The organism is Methylophilus sp. 'Pure River' (genome assembly GCF_046765995.1).
GTDB lineage: Bacteria > Pseudomonadota > Gammaproteobacteria > Burkholderiales > Methylophilaceae > Methylophilus.
This window is the reverse complement of sequence record NZ_JBKOUE010000003.1, coordinates 262178-280237: the sequence shown is the minus strand read 5'-3', so window position 1 is coordinate 280237 and position 18060 is coordinate 262178. Positions and strand designations below refer to the sequence as shown.

Genomic DNA, 18060 nt, shown 5'->3' with positions numbered 1-18060 from the left:
ATGGCCGTCAGATGCAAGGATGGTCGGTCATCCTGTTCTCTCTAATGGAGAAGAGAACAAATGTTTGCTGAAGTTAAAAAAAATAGTCGTACCTGGTTGAGCGTTTGCTTGTCCCTGACACTGAGTGTGTTTGCATTGCCGACACTCGCTGCCGATGTACTGAATATCTGTGCTGGTAAATCCGAATTACCTTTTTCCAATGACCAGAAACAAGGCTTTGAAAACAAGATTGCTGCTGTCATTGGTAAAACATTGAATGTGCCTATCAATTATTTCTGGTGGACTAACCCGTTAACGCTGCAAAAGGACATGGAAGAAGGGAAATGTGATGTGCTGATAGGCACAGACCCCAATGATCCACGCGTGCTGGTCACCAAACCTTATTACCGTTCTGGCTATGTGTTCGTGACTCGCAAAGACCGCGAGATCGACGTGACTTCCTGGGATCATCCTTATCTCAAGGAAAAGAATTTCCGCATAGGCGTGATGCCGGATAGTCCAGGCAAAAACATGCTGCTGCAAATTAATCGTTTTGACGACATGTTTGACTACTTTACTGAAATCCAGAATTTCCAGTCGACACGTAATCGCTACATTCATGTAGAGCCATCGCGCCTGGTGAATGACGTGGCCAATATGCATTTGCATATGGCGATGTTGTGGGCGCCGGAAGCCGCGCGCTATGTGCGTGCCTCAGACGTGCCATTGAACATGGTGATGGTGGACGACACTGCCAAGAAAACCAATGGCGAAAAAATTCCCATGCATTACGACGTGGTGATGGGCGTCAGCAAGCAACATCCTGAGTTGGTAGAGGCCTTGAATGGTGTCATTGATGCGCATGGCGCTGAAATCACCGCCATCCTCAAGGATGAAGGTGTGCCTTTGCTGAATCAGTAGTCAAGCGCAACATTTATTAATTAAGTTTTTGGAGTATGAAGTGAACGAATCTCAACAACCCCGCCGTATGAAACAACAACTTGCCATGGCATTTGGTGTTTCTGGACTGGTCATGGCTGCATTCCTGACGGTTGCCTGTGCCAAAGATGACGCAGCGACACAAGCCAGTGAAGCGAAAGCTGCTCCTGCCAAAGTAGCGCTGAAAGATGGCCCGCCACTCGAGTTCCGCGGCACGTTGTCTGGTGACCTCCTTGAGTTGGCGCCTATGGAAGATGAAACCTTTACGCCGGAAGCCAAGCATTTTATGGCCACTGGTGAGAACCCATACCGAAATGATGAGGAAGCCATTAAAAAAGGCTACACCATTTTCTCAACTGCCTGTTCTGGCTGCCACGGCCATTTGGCTGAAGGTAAGTTAGGCCCGGCGTTGGCGGATGATTACTGGACATACCCTAAGAATGAAACTGACAAAGGTATTTTTGAAACTATTTATGGCGGTGCTGCCGGCATGATGGGGCCGCAACAGGGCCGTATGACAGTCGATGAAATCATTCATGTGATTGCCTGGATCCGTCATCAGGCAGAAGAAAACCTTAAAAACGGTGGCGTTGCGCCACACGGTTAATCCTATTATCGGATTGTTAGGCTGGTGGGCAATCCGTTAATTGAAAACAATACACCAGCTAATTTGTGATGAAGGAGAAAGTGATGAAACACGTATTAACATTACTGGCAGTGGCCGGTGTGTTCGCTGTGTCAAATCAGGCTCTGGCTTACGACGGTCAAAGTTGTAAAGAACCAGGTAACTGCTGGGAAGCCAAACCCGGCTATCCGGAAAAAATTGCGGGTTCCAAATATGACCCAAAACATGATCCGGTTGAGCTCAACAAACAAGAGCAATCCATCAAAGCCATGGACGAGCGCAATGCAAAACGTATTGCGAACGCCAAGTCCAGCGGCAATTTCGTGTTTGACGTGAAGTAATCTTAAATTCCCCCCTAGGAAACTGACATCGTTTCCGGTGTCAGTTTTCACACTCTCTTGTATGTGACATACCGGTGTTGATTGCGCGCAGTCGACAGTGGCCTGTTTCATCCTGAATCATGGATATGGTGTTATGGAAAATAAAATTGAATTACAGGCATGGCGTGAGCGTGCCTTAGCCTTTGAGCAAGCACTGAATACCGTGGTGGTAGGTATGCCAGAGCAAACACGTGCGTTAACGATTGCGATCTTCTCACGTGGACACGTGTTGCTGGAAGGCGATGTTGGTGTCGGTAAAACCACGCTGTTGCGTGCGGCTGCCCAGTTACTTGGTGGTGGTTACCAACGCATTGAAGGGGCGATTGACCTCATGCCGAGCGATTTTCTTTATCACGCTTATATCAATGAGCAAGGCCAGGCGGCGGTCAAACCGGGCCCGCTGTTGCAGCATGATGAAGCATTGTCGGTATTTTTCTTTAATGAAATCAACCGCGCCCGACCGCAGGCACATGCGCTATTTTTGCGGCTGATGGCCGAGCGCTCGGTCAACGCCTTTAACCGTGAATACCATTTCCCGCATTTAACCGTATTTGCAGACCGTAACCGTCTGGAGCGTGAAGAGACATTTGAAATCCCAGCTGCGGCGCGTGATCGTTTCCTGATGGAAATTTCAATCCAGGCACCTGACGACCGAGACCTGCAACGCGCGCTGATGTTTGATACCCGTTTTTATGATGTGGATGCGCTGGTAGGCGGTCTGCCAGCGGGCCTGACGCCGTATGACCAGTTGAACGCCTTGGCCGCCGCCGTGCAAGATGGTGTGCGCGCGGAGTTGGCCTCGCAGGAATATGCCGTTGCCCTGTGGCGCTGCCTCAAAGATCCGCTGGCTGCAGGTATTCAACTGCCTGATGTCGATATGTCACGCTTGTTGGCCGGTGGAGCCAGTCCGCGCGGCATGGCCATGCTGATGCGCAGTGCGCGTACGCGTGCCTGGCTGGAGGGGCGCGATTATTTAACGCCTGATGATATCCGCGCCGTGTGGCCATTTGTCGTCACGCATCGCGTGTTTTTTAACGGCGCATATGCGTTGCAACATGAGCGCTTGGCGCCTTTACTGTTGCAAGCGGTGCTGGATAAGGTGTCTGCTCCCTAAGGTTGGTAGCAGGCAGTATTTCCTCACATGGCTATTTCGTTTGAATCTTCTGCAACGGCAAATCATGCGGCACGCGTGCATGCGGCGTTTGAGCTACGCCAGTTTTTTTACAATATCAATTGGCGCTCGAAAACCTATCATGCTGGTGCGACATTGACCGCACATCATGGCAATGGCAGCGATTTTGCCGGATTTGCTTCATTGCTGGCCTGTCCTGATCCTAAGCGTATTGATATTCGTGCCAGCGTGCGCACCGTACCCAGGCAATGGCTGGTCAGGACTTATCTTGAACGGGCGGCGATCCATGTGTATGCCATTGTCGATGTCTCCAGCTCCATGTTTTTTCAGGGCCAGGCCAATTTGCGCCAGCAAGTGACTGAGTTCGTGTCTGCATTGGCCTGGTCTGTCACACGGCAAGGCGATGCGTTCGGCATGCGCGCGGCCAATGATATCCAGCAAGTGGCCTGGCATCTCTTGCCGACCTTTCAGCCTGGGACCGCACACGTGGTTGCACAGAATATCACCCGTTATTGGCAGGGTGCTGATCTGCACAGCGGTGCATCGGGACAGGGTGCCTCCGCCATGCATGCGGCTATTGAGTCTATAGGCCCGCAGCGGGCACTGGTATTTCTGCTATCGGATTTTTACTGGCCGGAAGCGTTGATGCAGCGTGTACTGAAAGCCGGGTTGCCGCACGATGTGATCCCGGTCGTTTTGCGTGATCGCGCGGCGACTGTAGATTTGCCCGCTTTTGGCTGGGCACGTTTGCGTGATATGGAAACGGGTGAAGAGCGCAGTTGGATGCTCAGGCGCCGTTTGCATCAGCAAATTGCGGAGCATGCCCAACAGCAGGCGGATACATTGAATACCTGCTTTTTAAACGCAGGCACACGGGCGCCTTTATGGTTAGGACCAGATTGGCGGGCTGAAGACGTCAGCCGGCATTTGATGGAGATGATGGCATGAGTGCCGCATGGGTGAGGATTAAACGTAAACAACGCATGCTGCTGTTGGCGATGCACTTATTGCCTGTGATCGCCTGCGCTGCAGCAAGTAGCCAGTTTCAGCCGCGTGTCGAGAGCCATACGCGTGAAACAGATTACACCCTGGGCAGTATTGCCAGGCAACATATCACCTTGCATGTGCCGCCCGGCTTTGAGTTGGATCCTGCCAGCTTGCCTCCTCCTGCACAAAATGAAGCGATTGAATTAAGGAATGCGCACTGGACCCACCGTGACACAGACACTGAGCGTGTGATCCAGCTGGAGATAGACTGGCAGATTTTTGTGGCAGGCGATACCGTCAAAACCATGCCGTTGAAAAAGCTGCATCTAGAATTTAACCGTGAGTTCAAACATGAACAGCAACGGCTCACTGTAGATGTGCCCGCCGATAAGGTGATTGTGTCCAGCCTGCTGCCTGCGCGTATTGATGCCGAGCATGTCCAGTTGTATCCCGATGCACCGCTGCCTGAATGGTCACTGGCGGGTCAGTTATGGACACTGGCTGGCTGGTTATCTTTGTTGAGTCTGGGCGTGATTTACCTGTTGTGGTATGCCGGCTGGATACAGCTGCCACAGGAAAAACGCATGCCATTCCGGCAAGCCTGGCGGGCAATACGCGCGCTCAGTGTACATGGCCAGGCGGAGCGTTTACAGGCCATGCGTTTAATGAGCCGTGCCATGGATCAATTTGCCGGACATGCTGTCACCGCTGAAAACCTGGCACGGGTGCTGACTACACATCAGGTGCTGGATCCTTATCGCATCGCATTGCAGCAGTTTTACCAAGAGGTGCAGCAGGCTTTTTTTGCCGGTAAACCAGTGGCGTTGTCGATGGATGATTTAAAACAACTGGCCAAAAAGCTCAGTCGGGTAGAGGTGTCCTGAGCGTGTGGAGTGACCGCGTGCAAACGCTATTACTGGCATCGGGCCTGGGTGAGCACTGGGGGCTGGCGCAGGCCTGGCCGCTGATGTTGCTGCCATTGGCTGTATTGCCGTGGCTATTCACCGGGCAACTGAATTTTCCACATCCTGCCTTACAAGAGTTGCCGGAAGACCCTTTGTCGACCTGGCTGGACAGGGTATGGAAGATGGCGCTGAGCGTGTTTATCCTGGCCTTGAGCCTGGCACTGAGTGGCCCTTACCTCAAGTCTCAATATGTGGAAAAGGTTGGGCGCGGTGCGCATGTCATGATCGTGCTGGACCGTAGCGCCAGCATGAATGAGCCTTTTGTGAAAAAGGGCGGTGCGCTGGCAAGAGTGCCCAAGATGGAGGTCGCCCGCAATGTGCTGAAAAAGTTAGTCGCCCAAGGCCATGATGACCTGATGGGCATGGTGACGTTTAGCACTTCGCCGATTCTGGCAGCGCCGCTGGGTAATGACCGTGCCTTTGTGCAGGCTGCCCTGGATGCGACCGAGGCAGGTGGCATGGGCTTCACCGCTGTGGCGCGCGGTTTGGGCATGGCATTGGATTATTTTGCCGACCAGCCGGTGACCGGTGCCCGGGCCATGGTGCTGGTGTCGGATGGCGGTGCACATCTGGATGGCAAAACCCAGGACATGCTGCGGGCCATGTTTATGCGGCAACAGGCGTCGTTGTACTGGATTTACCTGCGTTCTGAAAGTGGGGTCAGCCTCAAGCAAAGCCTGGCCGAAGGTGAAAACATAGATGCTTATCCTGAATATGCCCTGCATGAATATTTTCAAACCCTGAATGTGCCTTATCGCGTGTATGAGGCAGAGAGCCCGGAAGCGGTGATGGCGGCCGTACGCGATATCTCCAAGTTGAAAAATAAACCGACCCGCTATCTGGAACCGGTATCGCGGCGAGATTTAAGCCAATACGCCTATGGCCTGGCTTGGCTGGCTGCCGCAGTGCTGATGGCGATGTTTGGATTGGAGTTAAAACGGTGGCAATCATGAGTGAGAAGTGGAGCCGCGTCATGCGGCGTGGCGTATTGTGGGCAAGCCTGGTCGTGTTGGTGACAGTGGTCATGCTGATCAAGCAATTAATTGAAGTCTACCAGGCCAGTGTCTATCGCAATCGCCTGGTGCCGCATGAGTTGATTGAACAGACACTGTTGGGTGCCAACCAGACGCCACAGGCCTTGTTTGCCAATGCCGTGTTTTATGACAACCAGCTCAAGCCGGAGCAGGCGCTGGCGCAATATGCTGCGCTGGTGAGCAATGTCAGTGCAGATGATCCCTTGCGCAAGCAAGCCTATTTCAATTCAGGCAATATTTATATGCGCACGGCCACACGTTTGCTGGAACAGCGTGGCTTGCCTGCCTGGGATGAGGCTGGGCCACTGGTGGCGCTGGCCAAGGAAAGCTACCAGAAGGCCTTGCGTATCGAACCCGACTGGTCAGAGGTGAAATATAACTATCATCTCGCCTTACGCCTGGCACCCACCACGCATGGCATGTCCGGGCCACAACAATATGAAGACGAGCAGATCAAGGCGGAAGAAGAGCCTAGCGGCTGGCCTGCCATGCCAGGGAATCCCAGAGGCATGCCCTGATGTGGCGTCATGTTGTAAAACCTTGGGTCAGGCACTTGGTGTCAGGCTGGTCAATGGCAGGCAACAGCCAGGCAGACTGGCGCAAGCGCTGCCTGATACTGATATTGCTGCTGTTAACCCTGGTGTTGTTCAAGCCGCACTGGCGGTTGCCCAACCGCGTTTATGACTGGTATTTCGTCGTCGATATCACACAGAGCATGAACGTGCCGGATTACCAGGTGGCAGGCAAAAGTATCAGTCGTTTGCAGATGGCCAAGCAAAGCATACGCAAAACCTTGTCTGCACTGCCTTGTGGTTCGCAAGTCGCCTTGGGCATGTTTACCGAACGCAATGTAGTCAATGTCGTAGAGCCGGTAGAAGTATGCAGCCATTTTGCAGCCCTGGACCAAACTGTCGCCAGCATGGACTGGCGCATGGCGTGGGCGGCCGATTCTTTTATCTCGCATGGGGTGTATCACGCCCTGGAACAAGCGCCGCAACTAGGCAAGCAGATGCGCGTGATGTTTTTTACCGATGGCCAGCAGGCGCCGCCAGCCAATCCGAAATATATGCCCAGTTATGCAGGCAAGCCAGGCGATGTGCAAGGGTACTTGGTTGGGATGGGTCAATCCACACCGAGCAAAATCCCCAAGCTGGATGAAAAGAATGCGGTGTCCGGCTATTGGGAGCAGGAAGAGGTGCAGCGCTTTGGTAATTTTGGCATGGCAGAAACCCTGTCGGTATTGGCCATGGAACAAGGTCAGCATGACCGTAATGCCGGGCATGGGCCAGGCAATGCATTACTGGAAAACGCACATTTGTCTGCACTGGATGCACAAAACCTGCAACGCCTGGCAAATACCACTGGCTTGCATTTCGTACGCCTGGAAGCCGCAGCACAAAGCAGTGGCTGGGCGACTGGTCTGGGCATGACCGCCTGGCGCTGGGCAGAGACTGACCTCAGGCCCTGGCTCGCCTGGCCTGCTTGTGTGGCCTGGGGCGTTTATCTGGCATTGACTTTTGCCGGTCACCCCTGGTTAGGGGCAGGCTGGCGCGCCTGGGCTGGTGTCAGGCAATGGGGTCGCGCGCTCAGGCGGCCTGGCAAATAAGTGTTATAGATTTTATCGAGAAGGAGTAGAAATGAAGTGGTCTTTATTACTGGCTGGCTTATTGTTCAGTGCACAGGTCTGGGCGCATGGCCCGACACCACAAAAAACGGATGAATCCATCCAGGTGACAGCATCCGCTGATGCGCTGTGGAAACGTGTGAGTGCCCCGTGCGGTCTGGCGCAATGGCATCCGCAAGTGATCGCCTGCGAGGCAGTGAACGATAAGCAGCAGAAAATCACGCTGAAAAATGGTAAGCAATTACTGCAAGAGATAGACGAAGTGTCCGTGGCAGACATGACGGTCGCTTACCGTTTGTCTGGTGACATTGATCTGGAGGCGCTGCCTGTGAGTTCGCTCAATGGCAAAATCAAAGTCACTGCTGACGGCGGCAATGCCAAAGTGGTGTGGACCGCACGCTACTACCGCGCATTTACCGGCAATGAGCCGCCTGCCGGGCAGGATGATGAGTCTGCTAAAAATGCAGTGGATAGCTTTGTGAAAGACGGCCTGCAAGGCTTGAAAGAAGGTCGCCAGAACGCGGCTGCCAATACCAAAGGCTGGCGCAATAAAATTTGTGTAGCCATGCGCCCGGTGTTTAAAAGCCTGGGCCTGTCCGTATGTGCCTAAAAGCATGCATGTCTAGGTTATGTGCATGCGTGTGAGTCACTATTTCTTTTTCGTTCTGTTACTGGCGCTGAGTCCGTGCAGTCATGCGGAAGCCCCGGAAGCGGCGCTGGCCGGGCTGATTGAGACCGATGACTCTCTGTGCCTGGCGCATGGCGGCAAGATGGTGTCATTGCAGTTAGCTGAGGCTACTGCCGGCTCGGTTGAAGTGTGGGTGGACCGCTGGTTTATGCAGGTACAAACTGCAGACCACACCAGGCATACCCTCACCGCAGAGTCACCAGAAAAGGAATTGGGTTGTTCACACAGCATTGCCGGGCCGCAGCATTGGACCATTCACAGTATTAAACGCCTGCCAGTGGCAGGCGAGCCTTAGCGCAAGGAGCCATCATGAATTCAGCATCCACGAGTCACTTGCCCGTGACGATAGAGAGTCAGCAGCAGTTTAATCAATACGTGGCCAGCCATGACTTTATCGTATTGTTGTTCACGGCCAAGTGGTGTGCGCCTTGCCAGACCTTTTACCCAACTTTTGCCGCGGTGGCGACACAAGTGCCTCAAGTTCTATTTGCCACGGTGGATATTGATGTGGCGACAGACTTGGCCGGTAATTTCCAGGTGGCGCAAGTCCCTGCCTTGATGGTTATTCGCGAGCGCGTGGTGATTGATATGGTGAGTGGCGCCATGCAGGCCCATGAGTTGCAGCACCACCTCGAGATGTGGCAAGCGCTGGACATGGCGGCCATAGACGCGCACTTCACACAAAAATCCACCCCTGCCTGAATCAGTGCAATCACATGATTGCGTGTATGAATACCCGAAATATCGGTGAAAAATTCCTGCCTGCACGCGGGAGAGGCTCTCAATCTCCAGCGCAGCGTCCCGCTTATAGTGTTGGCATTGGCTGGATGCGCCAACAAGTATTGAACATGTTGTACGGCATATTGGGCATCTGTGTGTGCAGCTGGGTGCAGGCCGCGGACTATGCCTATCTGACCAATCAGGGTGAGCACACGGTTTCAGTGGTCAACCTGCAACAGCAGCAAGTGGTAAAGACGCTTACGGTGGGTAAGGCCCCGGTCGGCGTGGCGGTAGATGCGCGTAATCAGCGCGTGTATATCAGCAACGTCGAGGGGCGCTCGTTATCGGTCATTGATATGCAACGCCAGGCGGTGATACGCACCATCATGCTGCCAATCGCCCCTGTCGGCCTCACGGTGGGCAAGGGTGGTGACCGGCTGTACGTGGCGGACTGGTATCACGATAGCGTGTTGGTGTTAGCGGCTGAAAGCGGGCATGTACTGGCGCAGATTCAAGTCGGGCAGGCACCTGGCGGGCTGCAGTTAAGTCACGATGATGCCATATTGTATGTGGCGAATCGTGATAGCAATGACGTGAGTGTGATCGATACCCGTGCCCACAAAGAACGGCACCGTATCCCGGTTGGGCAGCACCCGTTTGGCTTGAATATCAGCCCGGATGGCAAGCAGTTATTTGTGGTGAATGTGTATTCAAATACGGTCAGTGTGGTGGATACCCGTCGTAATGAGGTAGTAGCGACGCTGGTGACGGGCGAACATCCTTATTGCGTGACGGCAGATAGCCGTGGGCAACGTGTGTTCGTGACCAATACCGGTGAAGATACGGTAAGTGTCATTGATCTGGAAACACGACAAACCATACGCAAGATTCGTGTGCCGGGTACGCCGGAAGGCATTGCTTTCGATGCTGAGCACCAGCAGGTAGTGGTGGCCAGCTGGATGGATAACGTCATTGCCATCATCGACAGTGAGCGTTTGGCCGTCACTGCAACGGTGGCTGTCGGCGCGCAGCCGCGGGCGTTTGGTCAGTTTGTCGGGAGTAAATCCCGTTGAAATCGGGAAGGCTGCCGCTATTGAGGCGGCCACAGCATGCTTAATATGCAATTATCAATTTAAATGACTTAATTTAATTGATTTGCATAAAGTATATCTCCATGTTCAGGCCAGTTGTTGCAGCAACTGGTCGATTTTTTTGAAGGACACTCTATGCAACGCACACTGCAACAGCTTCTATTCACAGCGGCTTTGGCCACGACCTCTTTCTCAGCGTTCTCCCAACCTTTCGCGTATGTGCCCAATGAAAAAGATGGCACGGTGTCGGTCATTGATACCAGTACCGATGAGGTGGTTAAGCGCCTGCCAGCCAAGGGCCAGTTCGGTAAAAAAGTTCAGGCAGCCGCCGTACACCCTGGCAATCAAAATTTGTATGTCGTCGTGCGCGATAAAAATGCGGTAGCTGTGGTGGATACCCAACAAGGCAAGCAAGTCGCTTTGATCAAAGTCGGTGACGAACCTGAGGGAATAGATATTTCACCGGATGGCAAGCTGCTGGCTGCCTGCCTGGAGGAAGAAAATGCCGTGGCTCTGGTAGATCTGCAGGCCAATAAGGTCAAACACACGATTCATACCCAGGGCAGAAACCCTGAGCACTGTGTGTTTTCGCCGGATCAGCAGTGGTTATTGGCAAGCAACGAAGAAAGCAATAATGTGGATGTGATTAATCTCAAGTCACTCAAATCTGAGCACGTTATTGCTGCCACCAAGCATCCGCGCGGTGTGGGTTTCAGTCCGGATGGTCAATGGGCTTATGTCGCTAACGAAGCAGCAAATTTGCTGGAGATTGTCTCCAGCAGTGACTGGAAAGTGCAGGCTAATATCAAAGTCGGCTTGCGCTCTAATGGCGTCAAGGTCAATGCTGATGGCAGCCGCATTTATGTCAGCAATGGCGGCGACCATAATGTCAGCGTGATTGATACTGCCAGTCGTCAGGTGATTGCCACTATCGCGGTGGGGCAACGGCCGTGGAATATGGCACTGACGCCAGATGGCAAAAAACTGTATGTCGCTAATGGCCGTAGTCACAGCGTGTCTGTGATTGATACCCAAACGAATCAGCGGTTAAAGGATATTCCGGTTGGCACCTTGCCTTGGGGGGTGGTGATTCGCTAGTCCGCCTATAATGCGTGGTATCCCTGCATGCCAGGGATGTGAATCGGGAAAAATTCCCGACAGTTTTTGGGCGATCGACTTTAAAATCCACACAGCATGATGAAATCTCTCAGTCTTCAGTTCAAACTTAACCTGATCATTACCTTGTTATTGCTCGGCTTATTGCTGACCTGGGCGGTATCCGTGGTGAAGAATGCACGTGAAGACGTATTAGCAGAAGTAGATTCAAGTACCAACCTGGTGATTCATTTGCTGGATGCGGAAATTGCGCATTACATGACAGATTTTGGCTGGTTGAATCACAGTGAAAATGGTCAAACCAATCTGTTCAGGCTGGATGAGCTGACCAATATCCGCCATCTGAAAGTGGATTTTTTTGATATGAATGGCCGCTTGCGTGAGTCTAACCGCTCGACGCGATTGGTCCCTACCGGTGAAGAGCCTCCCGCGTGGTTTGTACGTCTGCTGGATATTTCCAGCGTGCTCAACGAACCCAAACGCAAGAATATTATTTTAAACGGGCGCTTTATCGGTGAGCTGGTGATTACGCCAGACCCGAGTTTTGAGTTGCGCGAAATTTGGGACGACACCTCTGGTTTGCTAGCGATTGTCGGCCTGTTTGGTTTGAGTGTGTTGTTGTTTGTCTATTGGACGGTGCGTGCGACGTTTAAACCGGTGAAGCAGATTATTCATGGCTTGAATCAGATTGAGCGCGGCGAATATCAAAGCCGCTTGCCCGGGTTTGAGCAAGTGGAACTGAGTGAAATCAGTGATAAGTTCAACAGCATGGCCAGCACGCTGGAGCAAAGCATACGTAACAACCATCGTTTAACGCAGCAGATTATCCACTTGCAGGAAGAAGAACGTAAAAAGCTGGCGCGTGACCTGCATGATGAAATCGGCCAATACCTGACCGCCGTGCATGTAGATGCCAGTGCGCTGGTGGCAGCGAAAAAACTCAGCGTCGCGCGTGAAAGCGCACAGGCGATTGCACAGATCACACGGCAAATGATGGTGACTATTCAGGATATCCTGGCGCGCTTGCGCCCGCGTGTGCTGGATGAGTTGGGGTTGAGCCTGGCGCTGGCCGAGTTGATTCATCACTGGCATGACCGTAACCGCGGCATCATGGTGGTGAATGCGATTTCAAACCACCTGAGCCAACATGATGAGTCGGTGTCGGTGACGATCTACCGAATTTTGCAGGAATGCCTGACCAACATCAGCAAGCATGCCGCTGCGACACGCGTGACGATAGAAGTGACTGAAAGTGAGCAGGGCTTGTATCTGCTGGTGGAGGATGACGGACGCGGGTTTGATACCAGTGTGCAAAGTCGCGGTTATGGTCTGGCGGGTATGCAGGAGCGGGTTGAAGGCTTGATGGGTAGCATGAACATTACGAGTGCGCCGGGCCAGGGCACGCGTATCGAAGTCCGTTTTCACACAACAGAAGGTTTTCAGGAAGCAGTGACATGACAGTTAAAGTAGTGTTGGTGGATGACCACAGCGTGGTGCGTTCAGGGTTGCGTCGTTTGCTCGAAAGCCATAAGTCGATTGAAATCGTGGCCGAGGCAGATACCGGGGAGTCAGCGTACCAAGTCTATGGCGAGATCTTGCCTGATGTCATGCTGATGGATATTTCCATGCCTGGCATGGGCGGCCTGGAAGCTGCCAAGCGTATCTTGCAGCGCTATCCGCAAGCCAGAATCGTGATTTTCTCCATGCACGAGGCGGTGTCGTTTGCCGCGCAGGCACTTAAAACCGGTGTGAAGGGCTATGTGACTAAAACCGGTGTGGCAGAGGATTTGGTGCAGGCGGTGCTGGATGTGGCCAAAGGCCGCACGTTTTTAAGCCAGGATGTGGCACAGAAAGTCGCTTTGCAAACACTGATCGGCGACAGTAATCCTTTGCAGCAACTCACTTCACGTGAGTTCGAAGTGTTTAGGCTGCTGGCCGAAGGCAAACGCGTGGAAGAGGTGGCCGATATGCTTAAAATCAGCCAGAAGACCGTGGCTAACTATTACACCCTAATCAAGCAGAAACTGTCGGTGAACAGCCCGGTGGAAATGGTGCGGCTGGCCATGAAGCATGGCCTGATTGATGCCGCCTAGCCATTGTTAGAGCGTACGTGCCACTTCTTCAATTAATGACCGTAGCCAGCGATGCACCGGGTCATGCCGGTATCTGACATGCCAGGCGATATCCACCGGGAAAGTGCCCAGGTCAACTGGCGTTGGCAATATTTTTAAGCGCGTATCATTGGCCAGACGGCGGCAAATTTGAATAGGCAGTGTGGTGCAATAATCGGTGACGGAGATCACTTCTGGTACCGAAAGAAAATGCGTGACCGACACCGCCACTTCACGTTTTAAGCCCTGCCGGTCCAACGCCTGAAACAACCCTGCGCGCATACGTCCTGGCGGCAATACATTCACATGCTTCAACTGTTCATATTGCGCCTTGGTGATTTCATTGCCAACGGTCGGGTGATCGGCGCGCACCACACAAGCCAGCCTGTCATCCATCAGGTGCTGCACAATCAGGTTGTCTGGCGGGTCGACGAAACGCCCCATGACCAGCGCCGTGCTGCCTGAAATCACCCCGGTTTCAGCAAGATCATTGCCGTAAGGAATAATGCGCAGCTTGATGCCAGGGGCCAGTACGCGCAGCTTGGCCACGACTGCCGGAATCAGCACATATTCGACATAACTATTAGGTGCAATCGTGAATAACAAATTGGCACTGGCTGGGTCAAAGGCCTGCTGTTCGAGGACGATTTCATCCAGTTGTCCTATGGCCTCCATAATCACTGGCGCCAACGCCTCTGCTTTCTGTGTCGGCTGCATGCCATAACGTTCACGGATAAATAATGGATCCTGGAGTATTTCTCGCAGGCGGTTCAATGCATTCGACAGTGCGGGCTGCGTGATGCCAAGCCGGTCAGCCGCACGCGTCACACTGCGCTCTTCCATTAAGGCGATAAATACTCGTAATAGATTCAGGTCGTAGCGCATTTTAATATTCATATGGTGAATAACTGAAATATACATAATAAATTTCAAAAATGGAATCAAAGCGTTCATGATGGACTCACCTGATCACTCAATCACTAAGGAGCTTTAAATGAACATCCTGATCGTCCTCACCTCGCATGACACCCTGGGTAATACCGGCCTCAAAACCGGCTTCTGGCTCGAAGAGCTGGCTGCGCCTTATTACGCGTTTAAGGCTGCGGGTGCGCAATTGACATTGGCATCGCCTAAAGGCGGCCAGCCGCCGCTGGATCCTAAAAGTAATGATCCCGCTTTTCAAACGGTGGATACCAAACGTTTTGAAGCTGATGCAGAAGCAGGCAAAGCCCTGGCGAATACCGTGCCTTTAAACTCAGTGTCACATAATGGTTTTGATGCGGTGTTTTATCCAGGCGGGCACGGGCCATTGTGGGACCTGGCGGAGGACCGCGACTCCATTACCTTGATTGAGTCGACATTGAATGCAGGTAAACCTGTCGCGCTGGTTTGTCATGCGCCTGGCGTATTGCGTCATGCCAAACAGCCAGATGGTCGCCCGCTGGTGGCTGGCAAGAAAGTCACCGGCTTCACTAATACGGAAGAAGAAGCTGTCGGCTTAACCAATGTCGTCCCTTTCCTGGTCGAAGATATGCTGGCCAATCATGGCGGTATTTTTTCAAAAGGCGCTGACTGGCAACCGTATGTGGTCGAGGATGGTTTGTTGATTACCGGGCAAAATCCGGCGTCGTCTGCCTTAGCCGCACAGTCTCTTGTACAACGTCTGCAAGGTGCGCAAGCATCATGAGTGCCTATGTGGTCATGATGCGTGAGCAGACCACGAATCAGGCCGCCATGGATACTTATGCTAGCCTGGCCCCTCTCGCCCGAGAGGGGCATGCGGTCACGCCGCTGGTGAGGTATGGCGCGCTCAATATCCTCGAAGGTGCATCCTTTGAAGGGTGCTTGATCCATCGCTTTCCCACCGTCAAAGCGGCCGAAGCCTGGTACCACAGTCCGCAATATCAGCAGGCCGTTAAGCATAGGCACCAGGGCGCACAATATCGGGTGTTTATTGTGGAAGGGATTGACGGCTGAAGCAGACGCAGGCTATAACGGTTTGTTGTGTCACTTTTATATATTGAGCGGTTATAGAGAACTCGGATGAATCACTTTAAAACTTATTTGATGGCCACCATGGCAGCGATTTTCTGGGGCGCCAATTTCAATCTGGCACGGCCGGTCATTGCTGAAATGGGCCCTTATGTGGCGGGCGCAAGTCGCTATGTGCTGGCCGCAGCTGTCATGGTCTTGATTGCACAAATGCGAAAAGAGGCGATTCCTGCGCAGCATTGGAAAGCATATCTGACGCTAGGAGTGGTTGGCGTATTTGGCTTTAACCTGTTTTTCTTTCTGGGCATGGAAACGTCCTCTGCCATCAATGGCGCCCTGATTATGGCCTTGAATCCCTTGCTGACGGCTGTGCTGGGCTATGTGATTCTGCGCGACAGGCCAAGCACACAGCAACTGGTGGCCTTCCCGATTGGTATTGCGGGCGTGGCAATCGTGGTGCTGGGTGCGGGCGCGCAACTGACGATTGCGGTTGGCGATATCTACATCCTGATTGCTTCCCTCAATTGGGCGCTTTATAACGTCTTGGTTAAAAAGATGCTGCCCAAACAGGTGGGTGGTATTGCGAATACTGCGGGCATCATGACCGTCGGGGCGATGGCGTTGAGCATTGCTGCCATCATGCATGGCGATCATGTTGTGGTGCCAACCATACATGCCGGGGCTGCACTGCTGACGATGTCGCTAGGCGGCGGAGTGCTGGCTTATCTGTTCTGGAATGCCAGCATTTCGAATCTTGGGCCCTCAAAAGCGGCGATCTTTATGAACCTCGTGCCAGTCACCACCATGGTGATTGCGGCGTTTGAGCATGTGCCCCCTAATCATGCACAGTTGATCGGCGCCATGCTGGTGATCAGTGCGGTGACTTTTAGCTCGGTGTCGTTATCTAAAAAGGTTTAAAGATGGTCGGGCCTTGGTCCATCTTTAGCTGCTTTTTCCCTGTATCTGGTGTCAGCTTGGCTTTTGCGCCTTCTTTATGCGCCAGCGAGCGGGCTTTCTATACCGTCACTCGCCAGCTGGCAGTGGCTCGGTCCGTTTTCTGGCTATATTCAGAATAACTATCCTCAAACAATACATTAAATCTTTACATTTGCTGCTTTTTATGCATAATGCATCATATGAGGCACATTAATTTCGCAAATCAATTTAAAGCACAACGCATTGCAGCAGGCCTTACTCAAGAGGATATGGCTGAGAATGCACACGTCACAAGAATGAATGTGCATGATTTAGAAACCGGCAAAAATGTTGGTTTTCACATCGTGGCTAAGATCATGGCGGCTTTAAATCTTGAGCTGACTAAAAAGAGTACGCTGGAAACCGTAGAAAAAGCCAGATTGGGCGCAATCACGAAGAAGAGGGTTAGAAATCCCAAGGTTGATGGCACCACGTATCCTCAATTGTGCTTACTGCTATGGGACAGAAGTAATAAAAACCTGACTGAAAAGGAGGCTTTTTATATCTATGAGAAGAATGCGAGATATTTAGAGCGTGACACGCTCACGCCTGAAGAAGCAAAATTTTTAGATAGGCTTACCCATAAATATGGCAGCGGAGTCATGTTATGAAGCTCGTGCGACATCATCATATAAGAATCATGTCTGTGCTGCAGAATTTCAATACTGAAATCATGCGCGCTACAGAATGCTACTTTGGTGGAGGCACTGCAATTGCACTCATGATTGATGAGTATCGGACATCCGTGGATATCGATTTTTTGTGTTCAAGCCGGGAGGGATACTCTGATCTTCGAGAGTTAGTCCATCAAAGGGGCATAGAGGGTTTGTTTATTCGAGATACTCCAGTGCAGTTGCGTAGCCCTCGAATAGATAAAGAGGGCATTCGAACTGTATTTGAAGTTGAAGGCCAACCAATAAAATTTGAAATTGTTTCAGAGGGAAGAGTTGACCTAACAGGTGAAGCATCAGATCTTCCATTGCCAACGCTCTCAAAAGCGTGTTTGTTTGTAGAAAAGTTAATGGCTAATGTGGACCGGGGAATGGATAAGTCTGGGTTGAGCAAAGACTTTTTAGACTTGATTATGATGCAGCACAAGTGGGGTGAGATACCAGATAGCGCTTTGCTCACCGCTAGAAAAGCCTATAAATCAGTTATTCCTGATTACTATGAAAAGGTTTTTAATTTGCTGCAAAAGGACAAGGCACATTTGGCATATTGCTTTGATCGGTTAGATATTAATGAAAAGGGAATGGAAATAATCTCTGATTATTTTATGAATAAAGACAATGCTAACTATGTCAGGCAAAGACTGCAGGCGATCGATTCAATGCATCAAATGTGATTGTGTTTTAATGTGGGCATATTCATTTGTATGAGGGTTGTTTCATGAAATTCCCTAAACGCTGTTCATGATCCGCAATAGCAGGATTGTTGGGGCATGGGCCGATAATACATTCACACGAGCCAGACATGGGGTCGGTTCGGGGAATCAAAAAAGGAGATCATTATGTGGACTAAACCAGCTGCTACCGAAATGCGTTTCGGCTTCGAAGTAACCATGTACGTTATGAACAAATAAGTTCATTTGCGTTCATAGAGCCCGGCTGCCCATCGGCGCCGGGTTTTTTATTATGTTGGTTGAGCATTGTGATGGTTGTCACAAAAGCAAAGTGCATCACACAACAGAGAATCACGTGAG

23 protein-coding genes are annotated in these 18060 nt (G+C 51.9%); 22 read left to right on the top strand and 1 reads right to left on the bottom strand.

What is annotated here, in order from left to right:
- The first annotated feature begins 60 nt into the window (after positions 1–60).
- The 16 genes from moxJ to ACIDE9_RS05050 all read left to right on the top strand — a co-directional run bounded on the left by moxJ (position 61) and on the right by ACIDE9_RS05050 (position 13373).
- The gene (gene moxJ, locus ACIDE9_RS05125; RefSeq protein WP_411993226.1) at positions 61–900 is read left to right on the top strand and encodes a methanol oxidation system protein MoxJ; all 840 of its coding nucleotides are present in this window, start codon (positions 61–63) and stop codon (positions 898–900) included.
- A gap of 67 nt (positions 901–967) precedes the next feature.
- Positions 968–1525, top strand: coding sequence for a cytochrome c(L), periplasmic (gene moxG / locus ACIDE9_RS05120; protein WP_411993224.1), 558 nt, complete (start codon positions 968–970; stop codon positions 1523–1525).
- 83 nt (positions 1526–1608) lie between these two features.
- Positions 1609–1884 carry a methanol dehydrogenase [cytochrome c] subunit gene (locus ACIDE9_RS05115; protein ID WP_194753967.1) on the top strand — a complete coding sequence of 92 codons (276 nt, stop codon included), beginning with the start codon at positions 1609–1611 and terminating at the stop codon, positions 1882–1884.
- Between the two features lie 133 nt (positions 1885–2017).
- Entirely contained in the window at positions 2018–3037 is a 1020-nt protein-coding gene (locus ACIDE9_RS05110; RefSeq protein WP_411993222.1) for an AAA family ATPase, read from the top strand.
- A 27-nt stretch (positions 3038–3064) separates the two neighbouring features.
- The gene (locus ACIDE9_RS05105) at positions 3065–4003 is read left to right on the top strand and encodes a DUF58 domain-containing protein (RefSeq protein WP_411993220.1); all 939 of its coding nucleotides are present in this window, start codon (positions 3065–3067) and stop codon (positions 4001–4003) included.
- Entirely contained in the window at positions 4000–4926 is a 927-nt protein-coding gene (locus ACIDE9_RS05100; RefSeq protein ID WP_411993218.1) for a hypothetical protein, read from the top strand. Before ACIDE9_RS05105 ends, ACIDE9_RS05100 begins: the two co-directional genes overlap by 4 nt.
- Before the next feature lie 17 nt (positions 4927–4943).
- A complete protein-coding gene (locus ACIDE9_RS05095) occupies positions 4944–5960 on the top strand; it encodes a vWA domain-containing protein (RefSeq protein WP_411993216.1) in 1017 nt (338 codons plus the stop codon).
- Complete coding sequence (locus ACIDE9_RS05090; protein ID WP_411993214.1) at positions 5957–6559, top strand: hypothetical protein; 603 nt, start codon at positions 5957–5959, stop codon at positions 6557–6559. Before ACIDE9_RS05095 ends, ACIDE9_RS05090 begins: the two co-directional genes overlap by 4 nt.
- Positions 6560–6612: 53 nt before the next feature.
- A complete protein-coding gene (locus ACIDE9_RS05085) occupies positions 6613–7647 on the top strand; it encodes a vWA domain-containing protein (protein ID WP_411993213.1) in 1035 nt (344 codons plus the stop codon).
- Between the two features lie 31 nt (positions 7648–7678).
- The gene (locus tag ACIDE9_RS05080; protein ID WP_411993211.1) at positions 7679–8275 is read left to right on the top strand and encodes an SRPBCC family protein; all 597 of its coding nucleotides are present in this window, start codon (positions 7679–7681) and stop codon (positions 8273–8275) included.
- A gap of 25 nt (positions 8276–8300) precedes the next feature.
- Positions 8301–8648, top strand: a complete 348-nt coding sequence (locus ACIDE9_RS05075) for a hypothetical protein (RefSeq protein ID WP_411993209.1) — start codon at positions 8301–8303, stop codon at positions 8646–8648.
- Positions 8649–8662: 14 nt separating this feature from the next.
- Positions 8663–9055: a thioredoxin family protein gene (locus tag ACIDE9_RS05070; RefSeq protein ID WP_411993207.1), complete on the top strand. Its 393-nt coding sequence runs from the start codon at positions 8663–8665 to the stop codon at positions 9053–9055.
- A 26-nt stretch (positions 9056–9081) separates the two neighbouring features.
- Positions 9082–10146, top strand: coding sequence for a beta-propeller fold lactonase family protein (locus tag ACIDE9_RS05065; RefSeq protein WP_411993205.1), 1065 nt, complete (start codon positions 9082–9084; stop codon positions 10144–10146).
- Between the two features lie 153 nt (positions 10147–10299).
- Entirely contained in the window at positions 10300–11262 is a 963-nt protein-coding gene (locus tag ACIDE9_RS05060) for a beta-propeller fold lactonase family protein (RefSeq protein ID WP_411993204.1), read from the top strand.
- Positions 11263–11358: 96 nt separating this feature from the next.
- Positions 11359–12738: an ATP-binding protein gene (locus tag ACIDE9_RS05055; RefSeq protein ID WP_194753978.1), complete on the top strand. Its 1380-nt coding sequence runs from the start codon at positions 11359–11361 to the stop codon at positions 12736–12738.
- Complete coding sequence (locus ACIDE9_RS05050; protein ID WP_194742684.1) at positions 12735–13373, top strand: response regulator transcription factor; 639 nt, start codon at positions 12735–12737, stop codon at positions 13371–13373. Before ACIDE9_RS05055 ends, ACIDE9_RS05050 begins: the two co-directional genes overlap by 4 nt.
- A gap of 6 nt (positions 13374–13379) precedes the next feature.
- Here the strand turns inward: ACIDE9_RS05050 and ACIDE9_RS05045 are convergent, their stop codons facing one another.
- Positions 13380–14345, bottom strand: a complete 966-nt coding sequence (locus ACIDE9_RS05045; RefSeq protein ID WP_411993202.1) for a LysR substrate-binding domain-containing protein — start codon at positions 14343–14345, stop codon at positions 13380–13382.
- Positions 14346–14385: 40 nt separating this feature from the next.
- Here ACIDE9_RS05045 and ACIDE9_RS05040 point away from each other — a divergent pair, with 40 nt between their 5' ends.
- The 6 genes from ACIDE9_RS05040 (at position 14386) to pqqA (ending at position 17940) form a co-directional block, all read left to right on the top strand.
- On the top strand, positions 14386–15078 hold the full coding sequence (locus tag ACIDE9_RS05040) for a type 1 glutamine amidotransferase domain-containing protein (protein ID WP_411993200.1): 693 nt from the start codon (positions 14386–14388) through the stop codon (positions 15076–15078).
- Positions 15075–15368, top strand: coding sequence for a DUF1330 domain-containing protein (locus ACIDE9_RS05035; protein WP_411993199.1), 294 nt, complete (start codon positions 15075–15077; stop codon positions 15366–15368). The genes ACIDE9_RS05040 and ACIDE9_RS05035 overlap by 4 nt, the downstream gene beginning before the upstream one ends.
- A 66-nt stretch (positions 15369–15434) precedes the next feature.
- A complete protein-coding gene (locus ACIDE9_RS05030; RefSeq protein ID WP_411993197.1) occupies positions 15435–16301 on the top strand; it encodes a DMT family transporter in 867 nt (288 codons plus the stop codon).
- A gap of 218 nt (positions 16302–16519) precedes the next feature.
- Positions 16520–16969, top strand: coding sequence for a helix-turn-helix domain-containing protein (locus ACIDE9_RS05025; RefSeq protein WP_019883014.1), 450 nt, complete (start codon positions 16520–16522; stop codon positions 16967–16969).
- Positions 16970–16998: 29 nt separating this feature from the next.
- On the top strand, positions 16999–17703 hold the full coding sequence (locus ACIDE9_RS05020; protein ID WP_411993194.1) for a nucleotidyl transferase AbiEii/AbiGii toxin family protein: 705 nt from the start codon (positions 16999–17001) through the stop codon (positions 17701–17703).
- Positions 17704–17868: 165 nt separating this feature from the next.
- Entirely contained in the window at positions 17869–17940 is a 72-nt protein-coding gene (pqqA, locus tag ACIDE9_RS05015) for a pyrroloquinoline quinone precursor peptide PqqA (protein WP_081624291.1), read from the top strand.
- Positions 17941–18060 lie beyond the last annotated feature (120 nt).

Bases quoted from the DNA above. Each gene is read 5' to 3' on its own strand.
- moxJ (WP_411993226.1), top strand. From the start codon at position 61: ATGTTTGCTGAAGTTAAAAAAAATAGTCGTACCTGGTTGAGCGTTTGC.
- moxG (WP_411993224.1), top strand. From the start codon at position 968: ATGAAACAACAACTTGCCATGGCATTTGGTGTTTCTGGACTGGTCATG.
- ACIDE9_RS05115 (WP_194753967.1), top strand. From the start codon at position 1,609: ATGAAACACGTATTAACATTACTGGCAGTGGCCGGTGTGTTCGCTGTG.
- ACIDE9_RS05110 (WP_411993222.1), top strand. From the start codon at position 2,018: ATGGAAAATAAAATTGAATTACAGGCATGGCGTGAGCGTGCCTTAGCC.
- ACIDE9_RS05105 (WP_411993220.1), top strand. From the start codon at position 3,065: ATGGCTATTTCGTTTGAATCTTCTGCAACGGCAAATCATGCGGCACGC.
- ACIDE9_RS05100 (WP_411993218.1), top strand. From the start codon at position 4,000: ATGAGTGCCGCATGGGTGAGGATTAAACGTAAACAACGCATGCTGCTG.
- ACIDE9_RS05090 (WP_411993214.1), top strand. From the start codon at position 5,957: ATGAGTGAGAAGTGGAGCCGCGTCATGCGGCGTGGCGTATTGTGGGCA.
- ACIDE9_RS05085 (WP_411993213.1), top strand. From the start codon at position 6,613: ATGGCAGGCAACAGCCAGGCAGACTGGCGCAAGCGCTGCCTGATACTG.
- ACIDE9_RS05080 (WP_411993211.1), top strand. From the start codon at position 7,679: ATGAAGTGGTCTTTATTACTGGCTGGCTTATTGTTCAGTGCACAGGTC.
- ACIDE9_RS05075 (WP_411993209.1), top strand. From the start codon at position 8,301: ATGCGTGTGAGTCACTATTTCTTTTTCGTTCTGTTACTGGCGCTGAGT.
- ACIDE9_RS05070 (WP_411993207.1), top strand. From the start codon at position 8,663: ATGAATTCAGCATCCACGAGTCACTTGCCCGTGACGATAGAGAGTCAG.
- ACIDE9_RS05065 (WP_411993205.1), top strand. From the start codon at position 9,082: ATGAATACCCGAAATATCGGTGAAAAATTCCTGCCTGCACGCGGGAGA.
- ACIDE9_RS05060 (WP_411993204.1), top strand. From the start codon at position 10,300: ATGCAACGCACACTGCAACAGCTTCTATTCACAGCGGCTTTGGCCACG.
- ACIDE9_RS05055 (WP_194753978.1), top strand. From the start codon at position 11,359: ATGATGAAATCTCTCAGTCTTCAGTTCAAACTTAACCTGATCATTACC.
- ACIDE9_RS05050 (WP_194742684.1), top strand. From the start codon at position 12,735: ATGACAGTTAAAGTAGTGTTGGTGGATGACCACAGCGTGGTGCGTTCA.
- ACIDE9_RS05045 (WP_411993202.1), bottom strand. From the start codon at position 14,345: ATGAACGCTTTGATTCCATTTTTGAAATTTATTATGTATATTTCAGTT.
- ACIDE9_RS05040 (WP_411993200.1), top strand. From the start codon at position 14,386: ATGAACATCCTGATCGTCCTCACCTCGCATGACACCCTGGGTAATACC.
- ACIDE9_RS05035 (WP_411993199.1), top strand. From the start codon at position 15,075: ATGAGTGCCTATGTGGTCATGATGCGTGAGCAGACCACGAATCAGGCC.
- ACIDE9_RS05030 (WP_411993197.1), top strand. From the start codon at position 15,435: ATGAATCACTTTAAAACTTATTTGATGGCCACCATGGCAGCGATTTTC.
- ACIDE9_RS05025 (WP_019883014.1), top strand. From the start codon at position 16,520: ATGAGGCACATTAATTTCGCAAATCAATTTAAAGCACAACGCATTGCA.
- ACIDE9_RS05020 (WP_411993194.1), top strand. From the start codon at position 16,999: ATGTCTGTGCTGCAGAATTTCAATACTGAAATCATGCGCGCTACAGAA.